Here is a 16,751-nt window from a genome sequence, read left to right as displayed (position 1 = left end):
CCGTTGTTTATTTTCAACAGTGTGAAAAAAACATATAATAGAGCTACGGTTTCTTTTATTGTCGGAGAAAAAAAGCGTTTTGTAAAGACGTGAAAGGGGGATCTGAAATGAAAGCAGCGATTATTCAGCTGAATATTGCATTTGGCAACCCGGATCAGAACCTGGAGCATGCGGAACATCTGATTTCTGAGGCACTGAAAGACCATCCGGACGTCATCATCCTTCCTGAACTCTGGACAACAGGCTATGATCTGGAACATCTGAACCGGACGGCGGACTCTGAGGGAAAAGCGATACGGCGCGCAGCCGGACGTCTGGCCGGAAAACATCATGTGAATCTCATCGCCGGTTCAACAGCAGTAAAAACCGATAAGGGCATTTTTAACAGAATGGCCGTTTTCAATCGTGAAGGAACATGTATCAAAACATATGATAAAATCCATTTGTTCCGTCTGATGCGTGAAGAACGATTCCTTAAGGCGGGCAGGCGGGACGGTCTGTTTCAGATCGACGGGGTCCTTTCAGCCGGTTTCATCTGTTATGATATCCGCTTTCCCGAATGGATCCGGAAACATGTCCTCGCCGGGGCGAAAATGCTGTTCATCCCCGCAGAATGGCCAAAACCCCGGCTTGACCACTGGCGGACCCTGTTAACCTGCCGGGCGATTGAAAACCAGGTCTATGTGGTGGCCTGCAACCGTGCCGGCAGCGACCCGGACAATCATTTTGCCGGTCACTCCCTGGTGATCGGTCCCTGGGGAGATATCCTTGCAGAAGCGGATGAGAATGAAGGGATTCTGTCTGTTGATCTGCCTCTTTCAGCTGTGGAAGAGGTCCGTTCCCGGATTCCCGTCTTCGAGGACCGGCGTCCGGAAATATACTAACGGTTTTGAAACGAAAGTATGTCAACTACTGTCGAAGAACAGTTGAGCAAATAACCAATACCACCGCTTTGCATACAATAAAAGGGCAATCCATCAACTATTGAGGAATGGAGAATGCCCGATGAAGAAAAATCTGAAGTTGCCCGATCTGAGTCAGGCTACGCACTGGATCAATCAAAGACCCGATCAAAAGGCCCTGTCCGGCCGGCCGTTGCTTGTTTATTTCTGGTCTCTTGGCTGCGTCTACTGCAAAAAGGTCATACCTCAGATCCATGAATTACGAGAACGGTGCCGCGATCAGCTGAACATCATCGCCATTCATATGCCGTTATCTGAATCTGAACTGGATCCGGAACAGGTAGCCCGGAGCTGTATGATGCATGAAATGAAGTGCCCCGTTCTGATTGATAACCGGCACCGTCTGGCAGATGCATTCGGCAACCGCCATGTCCCCACCTGTTATCTCTTCGACAGACGCGGACAACTGCTGGAATACCATATGGGGGAACTCGGAGTCAGGCGCGCCTTGAAAGCGGCAGAACAACTCGTCTATTCTTTGGAATAGAATATGATGAAATGGCGACGGACAAACAGGAGAAAGCTGAAGATCATGCGGCCAATAACTGCACCGGTAATATTCAGCCACATATCATCAATATCAAAAATGCGGGAGGCAAACAGATACTGCGAGGACTCGATAAACAGACTGAACAGAAAGGCAGACAGAATGAGCAGCGGATACCTCCCCGCCGGTTTTGACAAGATTGGAAGCAGGAGACCAAACGGGAGAAACAGCAGCATATTTCCGATGACATTTTTAAAAATCAGGGCCAGACTCCCACTCCTTATCATCAGAGCAAGGCTGCTGAAAATCTTCAGGTTTTCTGATCTTCCATAGGTGTAGTAGTTGTGGGTGAAAAGGGTCAGTAGGAGCACAACAGAAAGGTAACTGAGAAAGAAAAACATAAGAAGATATTTTTTCTGAAAGAGGTTCATCAGCTTTTCCCTCCCTTTTGCATAGGTATGATCTGTTGCGGACAAACATGCCCGCCGGCAGTTATCCTGTGTGCGTCCGCCCTTTTCCTATATGAAGCTGATAACAGAGCGCATTGATCTGACCACCGATAATAATCGTAAATGCAGTCAGATAAAACCAGAGCATCAGAATGATGATCCCGCCAAGGGTCCCGTATGTAGAGGTATAATTGCCCAGATACCGGACATAAAAGGAGAACGCGTAAGAGGCGAGCTGCCACCCGGCGCCGGCTATCACTGCCCCGATAATCACTTCGCCCGGCTTCAGCCTGATATTCGGAGCGAGCATAAACAGAAAATCAAAGATCATAATGATCACCACAAACGTGACCAGTGTGCTGATAACAGACCACATTCCGGCAAAGCTTTCGGAAAAGCCGAGATATCTGAACAGAGAGCGCATCCACGCTGCAGCAATAACGTTGACAGCAAGCGTCATCGCAATCGCAAAAATCATGGCCAGTGTAAAACACATGGCAAGAAAGCGGGTCAGAATAAAGGGCCTTGTTTCTTTGACATGATACGCCCGGTTCAGCGTCCGTATCAAGGCATTGATGGCGCCTGAAGCCGGCCAGATGGTCGCAATCACGCCGAGAGAGAGCAGACCCCCGCTTTTTGTAAAGACGCCGTTCAGGTTCTGCTCAATTAAGGACATGACCTCCCCCGGCAGGTAACGTTCAAGAAATGGAATGATCTCCGCCTGCGTCAGGCCGAGATAAGGGAGGATCGCAAAAAGAAAAATCACCAGCGGAAAAAGCGACAACAGGAAATAAAACGCTAATGTTGCCGCCAGATCCACCGTATGATCTTCAATAAATCTTTTTGTGAGAAGTTTAATGAACAAACGGACTTCCTTAAACTCCTTTTCTCTTTTCACTTTCTCCATCTCCGCGTCTTTCCTTTTCATTTCCGGACAATGACCGAAGTCAGGCGTCGTCCGAACCTTCAGGCTTATATCCGGATGGCATGGATTTCAGCGGCATCGTACCGGGATTTGGTACAGTGGTTTCATTTTCAAGACGCTGCAAAGCCTCTTCTTCAGGACTAATCAGGGACGGTTCCTGATAGTTCGCCACACTCTGCCCGGCGCGTCTTATTTTCCCTGCTATTTCCGTCAGCTCGCTGCCTGCTTCCATGACATACTGATACGTATTTCCCGTACTTTTCCTGGCCTTCTCCGCGTTGTCGATCATCTGCTGGACGTCTTCCGATATTTCACGTGCCAGACCTTTCAGCCGGGATCCCGTCGCCGTAAAATAATTTCCGACCTGATCGGGATGCCTCCAGACCGTCTGAATCACTCTTCCGCTGTTCTTTGCAGCGGTCTGCAGCCGGTTTCCCCATACCGACCGTGTCTCCCGTCCGAAGAGTGACAGTCCGCAGCCGATCATTCCCCCGATCAGCATAAACCTGCCCATCCGGCTCCTGCCGTATATGCTCATCAGAATCAGCTCCCCTGCGATAAGCTATAACCCATCAAGGATTACGCTTTTTAGTGTGCACCGGGAGGCCGTTTAATATGAGAATCCAGGGTCTGTTAAAAAGTGGAGAAACTCCGTAATAGAAAACCGGACAGCTTATCACTGCACTCATCATAACAGAAACGGTATAAAAAAACATAAACTCAAGTGTCGTTCGGTCTTGCAAGACGGGTATGCTAAAATGAGGCAAGAATACAGAAAGAAGGGACACTGTTGGAAAAACTGAATCAGAAGTGGGATCTTGATCCCGTTTTTAAAGGGGGAAGCGCGTCCCCGGCATTTTCCGGCTTTCTTAAGCAACTGCAGGAAGACCTCAGGCATTTCAAGTCTGTCCTTCCGCACAGAATTCAGGTAACTGCAAATGATGCCGACGCCTTTCAGACCATCGTGAAACAATACGGTGAGCTCGCAGAGCGGCTGCGTGAAGCGGCTGCATTCACGGAATGCCTGACTTCTCAGAATGTCAAAGATGAGAAAGCGCTGGCGCTGAGCAGCCGGGTGCAGCGTCTTATCGCTTTATTTGAAGCCTGCGACACGCAGACTGATGCGCTCCTGCGCCGGATTGACGATAAGGACTGGAAGAAGCTTGTTGAAAACCTGGGCGACATCCGTTTTGCCCTTGAGGAGAAAAGAACTCTTTCCAGAAAAAAGCTGCCTGCTGAGCAGGAAGAACTGATCAGCAGCCTGTCGGTTGACGGTTATCATGCATGGGGACAGCTGTATTATGCCCTCGTCGGGAAAATAAAGATCCCGCTGGCGCATCCTGCAGGTGGAAAAGAGACCCTCTCCGTCAGCCAGGCCAGTAATCTGCTTGATGATCCGGATCGCACCGTACGACAGCAGGTCTTTCATGCGCTGGAGAATTCCTGGTCGGAAAACGCCGACCTTTTTGCTGCAACCCTGAATCATCTCTCCGGGTATCGCCTGTCCGTCTACGAAGCACGCGGCTGGTCAGACTTTCTAGCTGAACCTCTGGCTTTTAACCGGATGACGCGCCGTACACTGGACATGATGTGGCAAACGGTCACGGAATATAAACCGAAATTTGTCAGGTTTCTCGAAAGAAAGGCAAAACTGCTCGGACTGGACCGACTCTCATGGTTTGACGTTCATGCCCCGCTCACCCGGGATACAAAAAAGGTTTCCTATGAGGATGCAGCCGGTTTTATCGTTAAGCATTTTCGGACATTCAATCCGAAGATGGCCGATTTTGCAAAACACGCCCTGGAAAATCGCTGGATTGAGGCGGAAAACCGCCCTGATAAACGACCGGGCGGATTTTGCACCAGTTTTCCTCTGGCCGGCGAATCGCGTATTTTCATGACATTCAGCGGCACTGCCTCAAATACGTCGACTATTGCCCATGAACTTGGTCATGCCTATCATCAGTCTGTGATGCAGGATATTCCTTTCCTCTCGCAGCAGTACGCCATGAATGTCGCAGAAACGGCATCAACCTTTTCAGAAATGATCGTCAGTGATGCCGCCGAATCAGCCGCAAAATCTAAAGAGGAAAAGCTGACTTTTCTCAGCACCAAACTGGAACGCAGCATTGATTTACTGATGAATATCCATGCCCGTTTCCTGTTTGAAACGCGGTTTTATGCCGAGCGGAAAAAAGGGATGGTTCCGGCTGACCGGCTTAATCAGCTGATGGAAAGCGCAGAGAAGGAGGCTTATCTGAATACACTGGACGCTTATCACCCGACATTCTGGGCATCCAAGCTGCATTTTTATATTACGGACTGGCCCTTCTACAATTTCCCGTACACATTCGGGTTCCTGTTCAGTACCGGTATTTATGTCCAGGCGTTTAAGGAAGGAAAATCTTTTGCGGCTAAATACGATGCACTTCTCCGCGATACAGGACGTATGACAACCGAACAGCTGGCTGAGAAACATCTGGGCGTCGATCTGAGTGCACCGGACTTCTGGCGTTCCGCACTGGACTATCTGGCGCAGGACGTAGATAAGTTTCTGGCGCTCACAGACTCACCGTGAAGTGAAGCTTCAATCAGTGGGGGTTTTTCGGACGCGCAGGACGTGCCGTGCAGGCGTCGCGACAGGAGGTTCTTATTTTTAGCCTGTGCGCATTTCCCACTGAATGTCAGTTGAACCCACCCCGATGCTGCGGGATAAATATTTCGTCCGACGCGAAGTGAAATGGAATCATTTTTCTATAGACAAAAATTCTCTTTCCGAATATAATAAGAGTGGAAAATTAAATTATAATTGTTTTAATCAACAAATCATGCTGTCATCCAAACGGGTGGCAGCATGTTCCGTTTTAAGAGGTATGAAGATGATTCCCATTCTCAATTAAAATGACAGTTTTTCATTCTGACAGGTATTTATCAGGAAAAGAGGACAAAACCATGAACGAACAGGCTGGAACCATGAATCAAAAACTGAACGTCCTTCGCGCCGGTGTTCTCGGAGCAAATGACGGGATTGTCTCAACTGCAGGACTGGTTGTCGGTGTGGCCGGGGCGACAGGAAATACGATGACTTTACTGATATCCGGTCTCGCCGGGCTGGTTGCCGGCGCGCTTTCCATGGCCGGCGGTGAGTATGTGTCTGTCAGCACACAGAAGGATACGGAAAAAGCAGTTGTGGAGGCAGAAAAGGTCAGATTAAAAGAAGATTATGAAGGTGAAGTGAATGAACTGACAGACATCTATATGGCCAATGGCTTATCGGAACAACTATCCAGACAGGTCGCCCTGGAACTGATGAACAAGGATGCCATTGGGGCCCATGCGGCCGCGGAGCTGGGCATCAGGCCGGGCGAATACGTGAATCCATGGCATGCCGCCTTCTCCTCCATGTTCGCCTTTTCTATCGGAGCGATTCTTCCCCTGCTGATGATTGTCCTGATGCCGCCGCCGGTCAGAGTGCTGTTTACTGTGATTGCCGTTCTGATCTCACTTGCTTTAACCGGTTATATCAGTGCCCATCTCGGCGGTGCGCCAAAATGGCCGGCTGTCCTGCGCAATGTGGTTGTCGGTGCCCTGACCATGGGATTAACCTTCACGGTCGGCACGCTTCTATAAGAAAGGCACTCAGGCTGAGCAAGTCGCCGGCATCACAGAGGTCTGGTTTACCCAGGCCTTTTTCCGTAAAAAATTTTTTATGAAGTGAAACGTCAATCAGTGGGGGCTTGATTCCCCACTGATTTTTAGTTGTACCCATCGGGCTGCTGCGGGAAGTGATCCCCGCCCGGGCCTGTTCGTTTGCCCTCATCACCCTGGGGCGATGCTGCCGTTCATGGGGAATAAAGGATAAATAAGGCGGGTATCCGGACGGTCCCTGCATGTGGACCGTCTTTTTCAATGGCTGTCTGTTTCTCATTTTTCGTCTATAATGGTCTATATATATAGAACCGGTACGAGGAACGGGAAATCTGTTACGACGTTCTGGCGGGAGAGGAGAAAGACATTTGACAGGGACAAGAGAGACTTATATCCACAGGATTCATACTGCTGCAAAAAAGGAACCTGCAGATCTGGTGATTAAAAACGGCAAGGTGGTCGATGTGTTCAGTGGAACACTGATGGACACAGATGTCGCGGTCAGGGATGGCATGATTGTCGGCCTGGGCCATTACGAAGGAAAGAAAACACTTGACGCAGCGGGAAAATTCATCTGCCCCGCGCTGATTGACGGGCATGTGCACATCGAGTCATCGATGCTTACCCCCGGTCCGTTTGCCCGCGTACTTGCGGCACACGGGGTGACCACGGCCATCACAGATCCACATGAAATTGCCAATGTGCTTGGGACAAAGGGCATCCGTTTCATGCTGGAGAGGGCACGGGACAGCCTGATTGACATCTATGTGATGCTGCCCTCTTCTGTTCCATGCGCCTCCTTTGAACATAGTGGTGCAACGCTTCATGCTGAGGACCTTGAACCGCTGTTTCGTTATGATCATGTCCTCGGTCTTGCTGAGGTCATGGATTTTCCGGCTGTGCTGCATGCTGATCCGCAGATGGTCGACAAACTGCTCATGGCGCAGAAACACACGTGGCGAATTGACGGGCACGGCGCCGGGCTCGATGCCGACGGAATAAATGTGTATACGGCAGCAGGCATCCATACCGATCACGAATGTGTTTCAATCGATGAAGCCCGGGAGCGGCTGTCACGGGGCATGTATGTCATGATCCGTCAGGGAACCGTGGCAAAGGATCTCAATCAACTGATCGGACTGGTGAATGAGAAGAACAGCCGCCGTTTCCTGTTTTGTACGGATGATAAATATCCAGATGATCTGATTGCGGAAGGCAGCGTGGATTACAATGTGCGCCTTGCAATCAGGAACGGTCTTGATCCGATCACCTGCATCCAGATGGCTTCGCTGAATGCAGCCGAGTGTTTCGGCCTGCGGACAAAAGGGGCCATAGCACCGGGATACGAAGCCAGTTTTCTTCTTCTGAATGACCTTGAGTCCTTTCAGATTCACGAAGTCTATGTCCGTGGAAAACGGGTTGCCGCGGGCGGTGCAGCCGAAGAGGCGGGCAGTGGCTCATCGATTCCTGCCGCCTCCCATCCGCTGGTCCTGAACGGTCTTAAGCCTGACAGGCTGCAGATTCCCATTGGCGATTCCGGAAAAGCACATATTATTGAGATTATCCCCAACAGTCTGGTTACCCGCGAAAAAATAGCCAGGGTCCCGGTTAAGGACGGGAACTTTCAGTATACAGACAAGCAGGATCTTCTGAAACTTGCCGTTATTGAGCGCCATAAGGGACTGGGTACGATCGGACTCGGGATCGTCAGTGGATTTGGACTGCACTCCGGAGCGATCGCAACAACAATCGCTCATGATTCCCATAATCTGGTGGTCACCGGACACAGCGATTCCGATATGCTGGTCGCCGCTGAACGTCTGAAACAGCTGGATGGCGGAATGGTTGTCGTTGACAGGGGCAGGGTCCTGGCTGAACTTGCTCTGCCCATTGCCGGACTGATGACGGACGCGCCGGCTGCTGAAGTAGCCGCCGCCCTGCAAGAACTGCGCGCGGCAGCAAGCTCCCTTGGGTCGGCCGAATCTTTTAATCCGTTTCTGACTCTGTCGTTTCTCAGCCTTCCGGTCATTCCAGACCTGAAGCTGACTGACACCGGCCTGTTCGACGTACGCGCCTTTCACCATATTCCGGTCTCTGCCGGATGATCCATTCAATGTTCCGACCCGGAAGGCCACAAGCCAGAGTAACCCATTGTTCTCGCTGACAGCAACGGCTGCTGATGATACCATGCAGAGAGATCGTAAAAGTCAGCCTGAAAGAGATTGATTCGCTGAAATTAAGATTGATCAATCAAAATGAGTAATCTGAAAATCGTTCGGCCGAAGTTCAGAACAGGGTATGCCCGCCCTTTTCGCGGATTCTAATAAAATGGATGATTGACACTTCATGGGAGGTTCTTTTCTTGACGCTGCCTGAAGCATTTACAGAAAAAATGACACACCTGCTGGGAGACGAGGCCCCCGCCTTTCTGGCCACATACCAGGAGAGCCGTTCGTACGGCCTGCGGGCGAATCTGCTGAAAATAACCCGTGATGAACTGATGCATAAAAGTGACTTTGCCCTGAAGCCCGTGCCCTTCTGCCCGTCCGGGTTCTATTATTCAGAGGCGGACAGGCCGGGAAAACACCCGTGGCATCAGGCGGGGTTATATTACATCCAGGAACCCAGCGCGATGTTCGTTGCCGAAGCCGTTGGTGCCGAGCCTGGTGATCGAGTGCTTGACCTGTGTGCCGCCCCCGGGGGAAAGTCCACACAGCTCGCTGCAGCAATGCATAACCGGGGATTACTCGTGACAAACGAAATCTATCAGAAGCGGGCAAAAGTGCTGTCCGGAAATATTGAGCGTATGGGGATCACGAATGCCCTTGTCACGAATGAAACACCTGATCGTCTTGCTGCTTATTTCCCGGGCAATTTTGACAAAATTCTTGTCGACGCCCCCTGTTCGGGTGAGGGCATGTTCCGGAAAGATCCGGAGGCTGCCGAATACTGGAGCCCGGAGCATGTCCGTGAATGTGCGGCGCTGCAGGCCCGGATCCTTGAGGAGGCCTGCAGCATGCTGCGCCAGGGCGGAGTGCTCGTCTATTCGACCTGCACCTTCTCACCGGAAGAAAATGAGCAGCAGATTGAAGCCCTCCTCACCCGTTATCCGGATCTCGAACTGGTACCACTCAAAAAAAGCGACGGGGTTGAAGACGGCCGTCCGGAGTGGAGCCGGTCAAAAAATCCTGCCCTGCTCCGAACGGCCCGGCTCTGGCCGCACCGTCTCAGGGGAGAAGGCCATTTTGTTGCGAAACTGATCAAAAACGGACCTGCCCCGACTAAGAAACTAAAGGCAGCACCCTCTGCCGGAACATCCTTATTGAAAGACTACCGGACGTTTGAAGCCCAAGCCCTGACCAAGAGAAGACACGGCCGCTTTTTCTATCGAGGCAGCCAGTTGTATCTTCTTCCGGAAGACTGTCCGGATTTTGGAAAACTCCGGGTCATCCGGGCAGGACTTCATCTCGGGGAACAGAAGAAACACCGCTTTGAGCCGAATCACGCCCTCGCCCTTGCGGGATCTGCAACGTCATTTCAATCACTTCTCCCGCTCCTGTCATCAGGAAAAGAATGGGTACGCTATCTGCATGGCGAAACCCTGCCTGTTCCACCGGAAATAAAGGGCTGGACCGTGGTGACCATCGACGGCTGCCCGCTCGGCTGGGGCAAAGCCTTGGGCGGTATTCTGAAAAATTTTTATCCGAAAGGTCTGCGTCTTTACGGACTGAATCACTAACTATTAAAGGAGCTGGTCATTTGCCATTGCTGAATATTGGAGATGCCGTCGGTCTGATCTCTTGTTCAGACGGACTGTATCCGGATGAGAAGAAAAAACTGAGAAAGATTATCCGGACCCTGGACGGGATCGGCCTGGACATCCGGGTCGCGAGAACCATCTATCGTACTGAGGAAGCGCCCTTCAGTGGAACACCTGAAGCCCGGGCGAAGGAACTGATGAAGCTGTTTCGCGATCCTTCCGTCGAAGTCATTTTTGATGTATCCGGCGGCGACAGCGCCAATCAGATTCTGCCTTTTCTTGATTATGACGTGATCAGAAAATCAGGCACCCTGTTTACCGGCATCAGCGATCTGTCGGTGATCAACAATGCCATCTTCGCTCAATGCGGCCTCCCCGCCTGTCATTACCGAATCAAAAATCTCGCCGGTTCCTGTGCAACGGATCAGAAAGCTGTCTTCCTCAATTATTTCTCCCATCCGTCGGCACGGACCACCTTCAATTGCCGCTGGCTGCGCGGTCACAAAATGAGCGGCACGGTCGTCGGAGGAAACATCCGCTGCTTCCTCAAACTCGCCGGAACAGTGTATTTTCCAGATACCTGGCATCGCATTCTTTTCCTCGAATCGCTCGGCGGAGGGCCTGCCCGCATGGCCTCCCTTCTCGCCCAGCTTGACCAGCTTGGCGTGTTCAGCAGAGTCAGCGGTGTTCTTCTCGGCACGTTTACCGAAATGCAGTCACGAAACAGAACCCCGGCGATCGATCAGCTGGTTCTTGCGGTGACGGAAAAATATCAGCTCCCCGTCGCAAAGACGAATCAGCTTGGGCATGGAGAAGATGCTGTTCCTCTGCCGATCGGACTGCCGCTTACGCTGACGGACCCCGGTTTCGTATCTTAGGTATTCGAAACGGTCTCCTGTTTATTCAGCCGGATGACACGTTTTTCCATCAATCCGGTCAGCCGTGAGTCACAATCATTCAGCCGTTCCGGTCAGCCGGATCACAAAACGTTGAGAAATGAGGGAGATACGGTGAAGAGGATCACGATCATGCTGATTATGCTGATACTTGTTGCAGGGTGCGCTCCGTCACCCTCCGGCTCTGTCCCTGAATCCCCTCCTTCTGACAAACCTTCCGAAACCGTCCGTGTAATCCTACGAATCATGGATCATACTGACAAATACAGGTACTACGGAATCAGTGTCAATAAAGTACGTCCGGATCCCGGCCAAACCATGGTTTTCCGAATAAAATATATCAAAAAGAAGACAGAAATCCTCCATCTCGATAAGGGAGATCCGTACCGGATTGACCTCGCACCTGCCGTAACCAACCCCATTGACGCCATGAAGGACGGAACATGGCTGAAGAAGAAAATAGAGCAGGCTGACCAGATGAATGAAAAACATGGGCCGATCAGAACATATATCACACCGTTGAAAGACAATCAGACGGTCACCATCGAAATCAGGTGATATCAGCCATTGAACATAATAAACATATCAAACAGAAAGGACGGATCAGATGAAAAAATGGAAAACACTGCATTCTGATTATCTGTATAAAACGCCTTATGGCAACCTGAGAACAGATCAGTGCCTGCTGCCGAACGGAATGACCATTAACGATTACCATGTTATGGAATATGACGATTGGGTTAACGGTGTAGTGCTGACAAGGGACGGAAAGCTCGTTCTGGTTGAACAATACCGGCAGGGCGGCGGTGACTTTTTTCTCGAAATACCCGGTGGAAAGATGGAGAAAGATGAATCTTTTGAAGAAGGGATCCTGAGAGAGGTCAGGGAAGAAACCGGATACGTTTCTTCGGCCCGTCCGGTTCTTCTCGGAAACTATATGGTCAATCCGGCAGCTCAGAACAATCGCTTACATATTTACCTGATCCGTGAGGCCGTAAAAACAGCGGAGCAAAATCTCGATCCAACCGAAGACATTACCATTCATCTCGTTACCTTTGATCAGCTGGATGAGCTGATCCGTGCACATCGGGTCAGAATCTCCTTTTTTACCGTTGCCGCCTGCGCCATGGCAAGGCCGTTCATCAATCGCTGAAACATCAGATGATATTGTGATGAAGCAAAAATTCCCGGTCGCGCATCACCGACTCATAATCATCGCAGCGGATCAGCCGATGATCTTCCGAGAACACCGCAGCCCGCCGGAAAATCCCTTCGACGTAGGCAAAGTCATGGGTTGAGCAAATGAGGGTTTTCCCGAGCTGATTCAGTTTAATCATAAACTGACGCAGGAAGCGTTTGGATTTTGGATCGAGATGATTCATCGGTTCATCAAAAATATAGACCTGAGGATTAAGTGCTACTACTGCGGCGATGGCGACACGCTTTTTCTCTCCTTCACTCAGGTGGTACGGCGGCCGTTCCGCGAGTCCTGAAATCCCGAGCAGACGCATCGAATCTGCAACTCTTATGTTGACCTGATCTTCGGTAAGCCCCATCTGATCCGGACCAAAAGCAATTTCTTCTTTGACACTGCCACAGAAAAGCTGTGTATCCGGATTCTGAAAGATTAAGCCGATGTGTTTATGAAGCTGCTGCGCGAATCGACGGTCCTTTAGCTTCTTTGCCGTGACCGCTTCTCCATTTAAAAGATATTGACCCTTTTCTGCCGTGATCAGCCCGCCGATCAGCTTCATCAGTGTGGATTTCCCGCTTCCGTTCGGACCGATGAAAGCCACCGCTTCACCGGGCTCGATACGCAGTGACACATCTTTCAGCGCCTCAAACTGATCTGAATAGCGATAAAAGAGATGCTGTAAATCAATCATCATCAATACAGACTCCTTATTTCAAAATAAAAAACAGGCAAACCGAAAGCAGGATAAAGCCGGCGCACAAGCCGTCGGCCAAATGAAAAGCCGGCTTTTCCCGCAACCGGTACGTTCCGGAAAATCCTCTGCAAACCATGGCTCCGTATAATTCTTCAGCCATTTCCTTCGATTTCAGGAAAAGCGTGCCCGCGATACCCCAGACCGCACGCCTGCCCGATCTCCCGACGGACCGTGCTTTCAGTGCATAAAACAAATGAAGCGTGACTTCAGTCAGAATAAAAATATATTTCAGCGTGACATCAAAGATTAAAATAACCAGATCGGGTATATGGACGATTTTTAACGCACGGACAAGCCCATGCCGGGAGGTGGTCAGGGCAAGCAGACTGGAAAAGGAAACGCTCAGCCAGACCCTGGCGGTGACCAGAAAAATATGTCCGCCGAATCCGAACCACAGGGCGGGAATCAACGTCAACAAAGTAAAAGCGGCGCTGATCAGGCCGAGGGCGAGCACCCGCTTCAGCAGCTGCAGCGGCATCATCGCCAGAAGGACAAGCAGAATGACCGACATGACCTGAATATAAGCTGCAGTACCCAGAGAAATCAGCAGAATGAGCAGAACCACGGCCGGCAGTTTCACAGCGGGATGAATCTTCTCCGGCAGACTGCCCGTACGCCGCTGATCACGCAGGCTCGCCAGACTGCGGGCAAGGTTTGCAATATTCTTTTCCACAAAGGATGTTTTCCCTGAACCGGTGTCGCAGAACTCATCCTCAGCCAGCCAGTCCGGAAGATTCACCGTTTTCACTGTTCAGCATCCTTTTTCTTATGTATTTTCAGTAACCGGAACACGATCACGAGAACGGCCGTACCGGCAAGGGCGGAGAGTATATAGCCGATGACGTCCGGCAATCCGGAAAAGGTATAATCGGCAAGCGGTGCATGAAAATCAAAACCTTCTGCCATACCGTGCGGCAGATAGCCGAGTGCATTTCTCAGATCATGCCGGCTCCACTCACCCCAGGCATCCGCTGCTGCCAGCAAACCAAGCGGCGTCAAAAGGATTATGGTCATAAGAGCGACCATCAGTTTTCCCGCAGGCAGCACCTGTTTCTGACTCAGCATCGCCGGCGATACCTTCTTCAGAAAGGAAAGAACGCCTGCCGTGAAAGCCATTTCCGCCGCGCCGGCAACGGTCAGGGACGGGATCAGCATCGCCGGGACGGCAATCTCCGGCGGGTAAGGCGCATACAGCGGCAGGCCCCGGGCATCGGAGAAAAGCAGCGGCTGAACACCAAACTCAATACCGGCAAACAGAGAGGCCAGGTTGAGCGCCACCCAGGAAGCGACGGCAGCAGAAAGAATATTCCTGCGTGTCAGTCTGAGCAGCATGCGGTAAAAGGCATAGCCGGCATACGGCATCACAAAAGCCATGTTGAATAAATTGGCGCCCAGGGCGAGAAGCCCCCCGTCCCCAAAGAACAAGGCCTGAATGAGCAGGGCGGCGGAAAGGGCCAGGCAGGCCGCCGCAGGGCCAAGCAGAATAGAAAGCAGCGTCCCGCCGACCGCATGTGCAGTGGTCCCCCCGGGCACCGGAATATTAAACATCATGACAAGGAAGGAAAGTGCTGCGCCGACCCCGATCAGCGGGACACCGCCTGCCTGTACTTCTTTTCTGACACGCCGGATGGATACAGCAAGCACAGGAACCATTGCTGCCCCCATCACAAGACATGTTTCCGGGCTCAGATAATTGTCCGGAATATGCATAGACGACTCCTCCTCCGAAAAAAAGCCGCGGAAGCCGAACATCCTCTCAAGCAGGATGCACATCAGCCTTCGTGGCTCATCTATTATCTATTTTCATGATCATTCAGGAAATTTTCATCAGACTTTCGTAGTCTGCGACATTAATCATAAACAGGTTTCTGGTTTTTGTAAACCCTTTCTTTTAAACGTTCACTTTTTCTCCAACTTTTGCGGCAATCGCCTCATAAAGTCTGTCAATCCCCTCACCGCGCAGGCAGGAGGTTCGAAATACCTTTGCATCACCGTTCAGTCCGTTCACATCCGTTTCTACCTGTTGATCGTTGAAATCAAAGAAACGCATCATATCCCATTTATTCAGGACAACCAGGTCGGCTTTTGAGAAGAGAAGCGGATATTTTACCACTTTGTCGTCCCCTTCAGGGATACTGACCAGAGCTATTTTCATATCCTCGCCGACTTCAAACTCGGCCGGGCAAACCAGATTTCCGACATTTTCAATAAAAAGCACATCAATATCATCCAGATCAAAATAATCAAGCATCTTTTTCATGGACATGGCTTCAATATGACACGCCCCGTTTGTATTCAGCTGTACGACCGGAACACCCAGGGCATCCAGCTTTTCTGCATCAATCTGACCGGCGATGTCCCCTTCGATTACCGCCACCTTATAATGTGGCTGCAGTTTCTCAATCAATTGAATGATCAGACTCGTTTTACCGGCGCCTGGTGCAGCCATCATATTGATGGCATAAATCTTTTTTTCTTTTAAAATGCTTTTTACTTCATTACTGCAGTCTTCATTCCACTCCAGAAGCTGCCTGACTACCTTAATGGTATTCATGATCCGCCACCCCTCCACTGCTTCGGGAAATCTCTCGCATTCTATTATATAATATTCAGAGACAGACGTTAGAAAAATTTCAACCAGGCTGAAAGGAATTGTTTATGAAAATTGCTGTACTGGATGGTCAGGGCGCAGGGCTTGGCCAGTCGATCATCAAAAAAATCAGGCAGGAGCTGCCGCAGAACACATCCATTATCGCCATTGGTACAAATACCTTTGCCACATCAAAAATGGTTCGGGCCGGAGCAAATATTGGTATCAGCGGTGAACAGGGCTTCTGTGCCTTCTGCCACAGAGAGTCGATCGATGGCATCATTGCACCGATCGGTATGATTCAGCCCGGTTCGATTCACGGCGAGGTCACCCGCCGTATCGCCCATACCTTTTCTGATCTTACCTGCCAAAAATACCTGCTGCCGATGCATCATAAACAGGTGATGATTCCCTGCACCGGGAAAATTCCGATTAAAGAACTGATACAGGCAGTCATTGAGGACCTGAAACAAAAAAGCAGGGAATCTCCTTGCTGAAGCGATCAGAAGCTCTGTCCATACCCCATCTCAAGGTACCGTTTCGCCTGTTTCATGTAGTGTTCAGCATCATATTTCAAATAAGCGGCATTTTCCTCTGTCAGTTCACGCCGCTTTTTTGCCGGCACGCCGGCGACAAGTGTCCCTGCCTCAACCACCTGATTTTCCAGTACCAGTGCACCGGCTGCAACAAGCGCTCCTTTTTTAACCACGGCTCCATTAAGAATTGTCGCTCCCATGCCGATCAGCGCTCCGTCTTCTACCGTACACCCGTGCAGGGTCACATTGTGGCCGACCGTCACATGTTTTCCCACCCTGACCGGATCAGATGTATCCACATGAACGACGCTGCCGTCCTGAATATTCGAACCTTCACCAATAAAAATACCGGACTCGTCCCCACGAAGAACCGCATTAAACCAGACAGATGCGCCGGCTGCGAGTTCTACCTGACCGATCACCTGTGCTCCCGGTGCGATAAAGGCAGACGGATCAATGCGGGGCACATACTCACCATATTGATTCATCACGGATCACCTCATTTTTATTTGATAACGTTTACACCCCTTATTATGCCACAAGTTAGCA

The 16,751-nt window shown here is 50.7% G+C and carries 18 protein-coding genes; 10 read left to right on the top strand and 8 right to left on the bottom strand.

Annotated features, from left to right (window positions below):
• Positions 1 to 107: 107 nt before the first annotated feature.
• Positions 108 to 884: a carbon-nitrogen family hydrolase gene (locus EWH91_RS11265; protein WP_129930139.1), complete on the top strand. Its 777-nt coding sequence runs from the start codon at positions 108 to 110 to the stop codon at positions 882 to 884.
• Positions 885 to 1,005: 121 nt separating this feature from the next.
• Positions 1,006 to 1,449, top strand: a complete 444-nt coding sequence (locus EWH91_RS11260) for a thioredoxin-like domain-containing protein (protein WP_129930138.1) — start codon at positions 1,006 to 1,008, stop codon at positions 1,447 to 1,449.
• Here EWH91_RS11260 and EWH91_RS11255 read toward each other — a convergent pair.
• The 3 genes from EWH91_RS11255 to EWH91_RS11245 all read right to left on the bottom strand — a co-directional run bounded on the left by EWH91_RS11255 (position 1,434) and on the right by EWH91_RS11245 (position 3,361).
• Positions 1,434 to 1,880 (bottom strand): VanZ family protein, encoded by a 447-nt coding sequence (locus EWH91_RS11255; RefSeq protein ID WP_129930137.1) that lies wholly within the window; start codon positions 1,878 to 1,880, stop codon positions 1,434 to 1,436. The genes EWH91_RS11260 and EWH91_RS11255 overlap by 16 nt on opposite strands.
• 61 nt (positions 1,881 to 1,941) lie before the next feature.
• Positions 1,942 to 2,805: a YihY/virulence factor BrkB family protein gene (locus tag EWH91_RS11250; protein WP_129930136.1), complete on the bottom strand. Its 864-nt coding sequence runs from the start codon at positions 2,803 to 2,805 to the stop codon at positions 1,942 to 1,944.
• A gap of 40 nt (positions 2,806 to 2,845) precedes the next feature.
• Positions 2,846 to 3,361, bottom strand: coding sequence for a hypothetical protein (locus tag EWH91_RS11245; RefSeq protein ID WP_129930135.1), 516 nt, complete (start codon positions 3,359 to 3,361; stop codon positions 2,846 to 2,848).
• A gap of 249 nt (positions 3,362 to 3,610) precedes the next feature.
• Here EWH91_RS11245 and EWH91_RS11240 point away from each other — a divergent pair, with 249 nt between their 5' ends.
• From EWH91_RS11240 to EWH91_RS11205, 7 genes are all read left to right on the top strand, one after another.
• The gene (locus EWH91_RS11240; protein ID WP_483315836.1) at positions 3,611 to 5,401 is read left to right on the top strand and encodes a M3 family oligoendopeptidase; all 1,791 of its coding nucleotides are present in this window, start codon (positions 3,611 to 3,613) and stop codon (positions 5,399 to 5,401) included.
• Between the two features lie 374 nt (positions 5,402 to 5,775).
• On the top strand, positions 5,776 to 6,453 hold the full coding sequence (locus tag EWH91_RS11235; protein ID WP_129930133.1) for a VIT1/CCC1 transporter family protein: 678 nt from the start codon (positions 5,776 to 5,778) through the stop codon (positions 6,451 to 6,453).
• 386 nt (positions 6,454 to 6,839) lie between these two features.
• Positions 6,840 to 8,576: an adenine deaminase gene (gene ade / locus EWH91_RS11225; RefSeq protein ID WP_240697345.1), complete on the top strand. Its 1,737-nt coding sequence runs from the start codon at positions 6,840 to 6,842 to the stop codon at positions 8,574 to 8,576.
• A gap of 257 nt (positions 8,577 to 8,833) precedes the next feature.
• On the top strand, positions 8,834 to 10,210 hold the full coding sequence (locus EWH91_RS11220) for an RsmF rRNA methyltransferase first C-terminal domain-containing protein (RefSeq protein ID WP_129930131.1): 1,377 nt from the start codon (positions 8,834 to 8,836) through the stop codon (positions 10,208 to 10,210).
• Positions 10,211 to 10,230: 20 nt separating this feature from the next.
• Entirely contained in the window at positions 10,231 to 11,109 is an 879-nt protein-coding gene (locus EWH91_RS11215; protein ID WP_129930130.1) for an LD-carboxypeptidase, read from the top strand.
• A gap of 132 nt (positions 11,110 to 11,241) precedes the next feature.
• Positions 11,242 to 11,685: a putative periplasmic lipoprotein gene (locus EWH91_RS11210; protein ID WP_129930129.1), complete on the top strand. Its 444-nt coding sequence runs from the start codon at positions 11,242 to 11,244 to the stop codon at positions 11,683 to 11,685.
• A gap of 49 nt (positions 11,686 to 11,734) precedes the next feature.
• Positions 11,735 to 12,280, top strand: a complete 546-nt coding sequence (locus tag EWH91_RS11205; RefSeq protein WP_129930128.1) for an NUDIX hydrolase — start codon at positions 11,735 to 11,737, stop codon at positions 12,278 to 12,280.
• A gap of 4 nt (positions 12,281 to 12,284) precedes the next feature.
• On the opposite strand, the gene EWH91_RS11200 is transcribed toward EWH91_RS11205, so the two are convergent.
• The 4 genes from EWH91_RS11200 to hypB form a co-directional block, all read right to left on the bottom strand.
• On the bottom strand, positions 12,285 to 13,016 hold the full coding sequence (locus tag EWH91_RS11200; protein ID WP_240697344.1) for an energy-coupling factor ABC transporter ATP-binding protein: 732 nt from the start codon (positions 13,014 to 13,016) through the stop codon (positions 12,285 to 12,287).
• Positions 13,017 to 13,029: 13 nt separating this feature from the next.
• Positions 13,030 to 13,824: an energy-coupling factor transporter transmembrane component T gene (locus EWH91_RS11195; protein ID WP_129930127.1), complete on the bottom strand. Its 795-nt coding sequence runs from the start codon at positions 13,822 to 13,824 to the stop codon at positions 13,030 to 13,032.
• Positions 13,821 to 14,786, bottom strand: a complete 966-nt coding sequence (gene cbiM / locus EWH91_RS11190; RefSeq protein WP_129930126.1) for a cobalt transporter CbiM — start codon at positions 14,784 to 14,786, stop codon at positions 13,821 to 13,823. The genes EWH91_RS11195 and cbiM overlap by 4 nt, the downstream gene beginning before the upstream one ends.
• Positions 14,787 to 14,967: 181 nt before the next feature.
• Entirely contained in the window at positions 14,968 to 15,630 is a 663-nt protein-coding gene (gene hypB / locus EWH91_RS11185; protein WP_129930125.1) for a hydrogenase nickel incorporation protein HypB, read from the bottom strand.
• A gap of 104 nt (positions 15,631 to 15,734) precedes the next feature.
• Here hypB and EWH91_RS11180 point away from each other — a divergent pair, with 104 nt between their 5' ends.
• Positions 15,735 to 16,163 (top strand): DUF3842 family protein, encoded by a 429-nt coding sequence (locus EWH91_RS11180; protein WP_129930124.1) that lies wholly within the window; start codon positions 15,735 to 15,737, stop codon positions 16,161 to 16,163.
• A 5-nt stretch (positions 16,164 to 16,168) separates the two neighbouring features.
• Here EWH91_RS11180 and EWH91_RS11175 read toward each other — a convergent pair whose 3' ends face one another.
• Positions 16,169 to 16,690 (bottom strand): gamma carbonic anhydrase family protein, encoded by a 522-nt coding sequence (locus tag EWH91_RS11175; RefSeq protein ID WP_129930123.1) that lies wholly within the window; start codon positions 16,688 to 16,690, stop codon positions 16,169 to 16,171.
• Positions 16,691 to 16,751 lie beyond the last annotated feature (61 nt).

The sequence above is a fragment of the Sporolactobacillus sp. THM19-2 genome, assembly GCF_004153195.1.
Classification (GTDB): Bacteria; Bacillota; Bacilli; order Bacillales; family Sporolactobacillaceae; genus Sporolactobacillus.
Note: the sequence above shows the minus strand (reverse complement) of the source record. Positions and strands in the feature narration are given on the sequence as shown.

Coding starts and splice junctions, on each gene's coding strand:
- EWH91_RS11175 (WP_129930123.1), bottom strand. CDS start 16,690: ATGAATCAATATGGTGAGTATGTGCCCCGCATTGATCCGTCTGCCTTT.
- EWH91_RS11180 (WP_129930124.1), top strand. CDS start 15,735: ATGAAAATTGCTGTACTGGATGGTCAGGGCGCAGGGCTTGGCCAGTCG.
- EWH91_RS11260 (WP_129930138.1), top strand. CDS start 1,006: ATGAAGAAAAATCTGAAGTTGCCCGATCTGAGTCAGGCTACGCACTGG.
- EWH91_RS11255 (WP_129930137.1), bottom strand. CDS start 1,880: ATGAACCTCTTTCAGAAAAAATATCTTCTTATGTTTTTCTTTCTCAGT.
- cbiM (WP_129930126.1), bottom strand. CDS start 14,786: ATGCATATTCCGGACAATTATCTGAGCCCGGAAACATGTCTTGTGATG.
- hypB (WP_129930125.1), bottom strand. CDS start 15,630: ATGAATACCATTAAGGTAGTCAGGCAGCTTCTGGAGTGGAATGAAGAC.
- EWH91_RS11250 (WP_129930136.1), bottom strand. CDS start 2,805: ATGGAGAAAGTGAAAAGAGAAAAGGAGTTTAAGGAAGTCCGTTTGTTC.
- EWH91_RS11200 (WP_240697344.1), bottom strand. CDS start 13,016: ATGATGATTGATTTACAGCATCTCTTTTATCGCTATTCAGATCAGTTT.
- EWH91_RS11245 (WP_129930135.1), bottom strand. CDS start 3,361: ATGAGCATATACGGCAGGAGCCGGATGGGCAGGTTTATGCTGATCGGG.
- EWH91_RS11265 (WP_129930139.1), top strand. CDS start 108: ATGAAAGCAGCGATTATTCAGCTGAATATTGCATTTGGCAACCCGGAT.
- EWH91_RS11205 (WP_129930128.1), top strand. CDS start 11,735: ATGAAAAAATGGAAAACACTGCATTCTGATTATCTGTATAAAACGCCT.
- EWH91_RS11235 (WP_129930133.1), top strand. CDS start 5,776: ATGAACGAACAGGCTGGAACCATGAATCAAAAACTGAACGTCCTTCGC.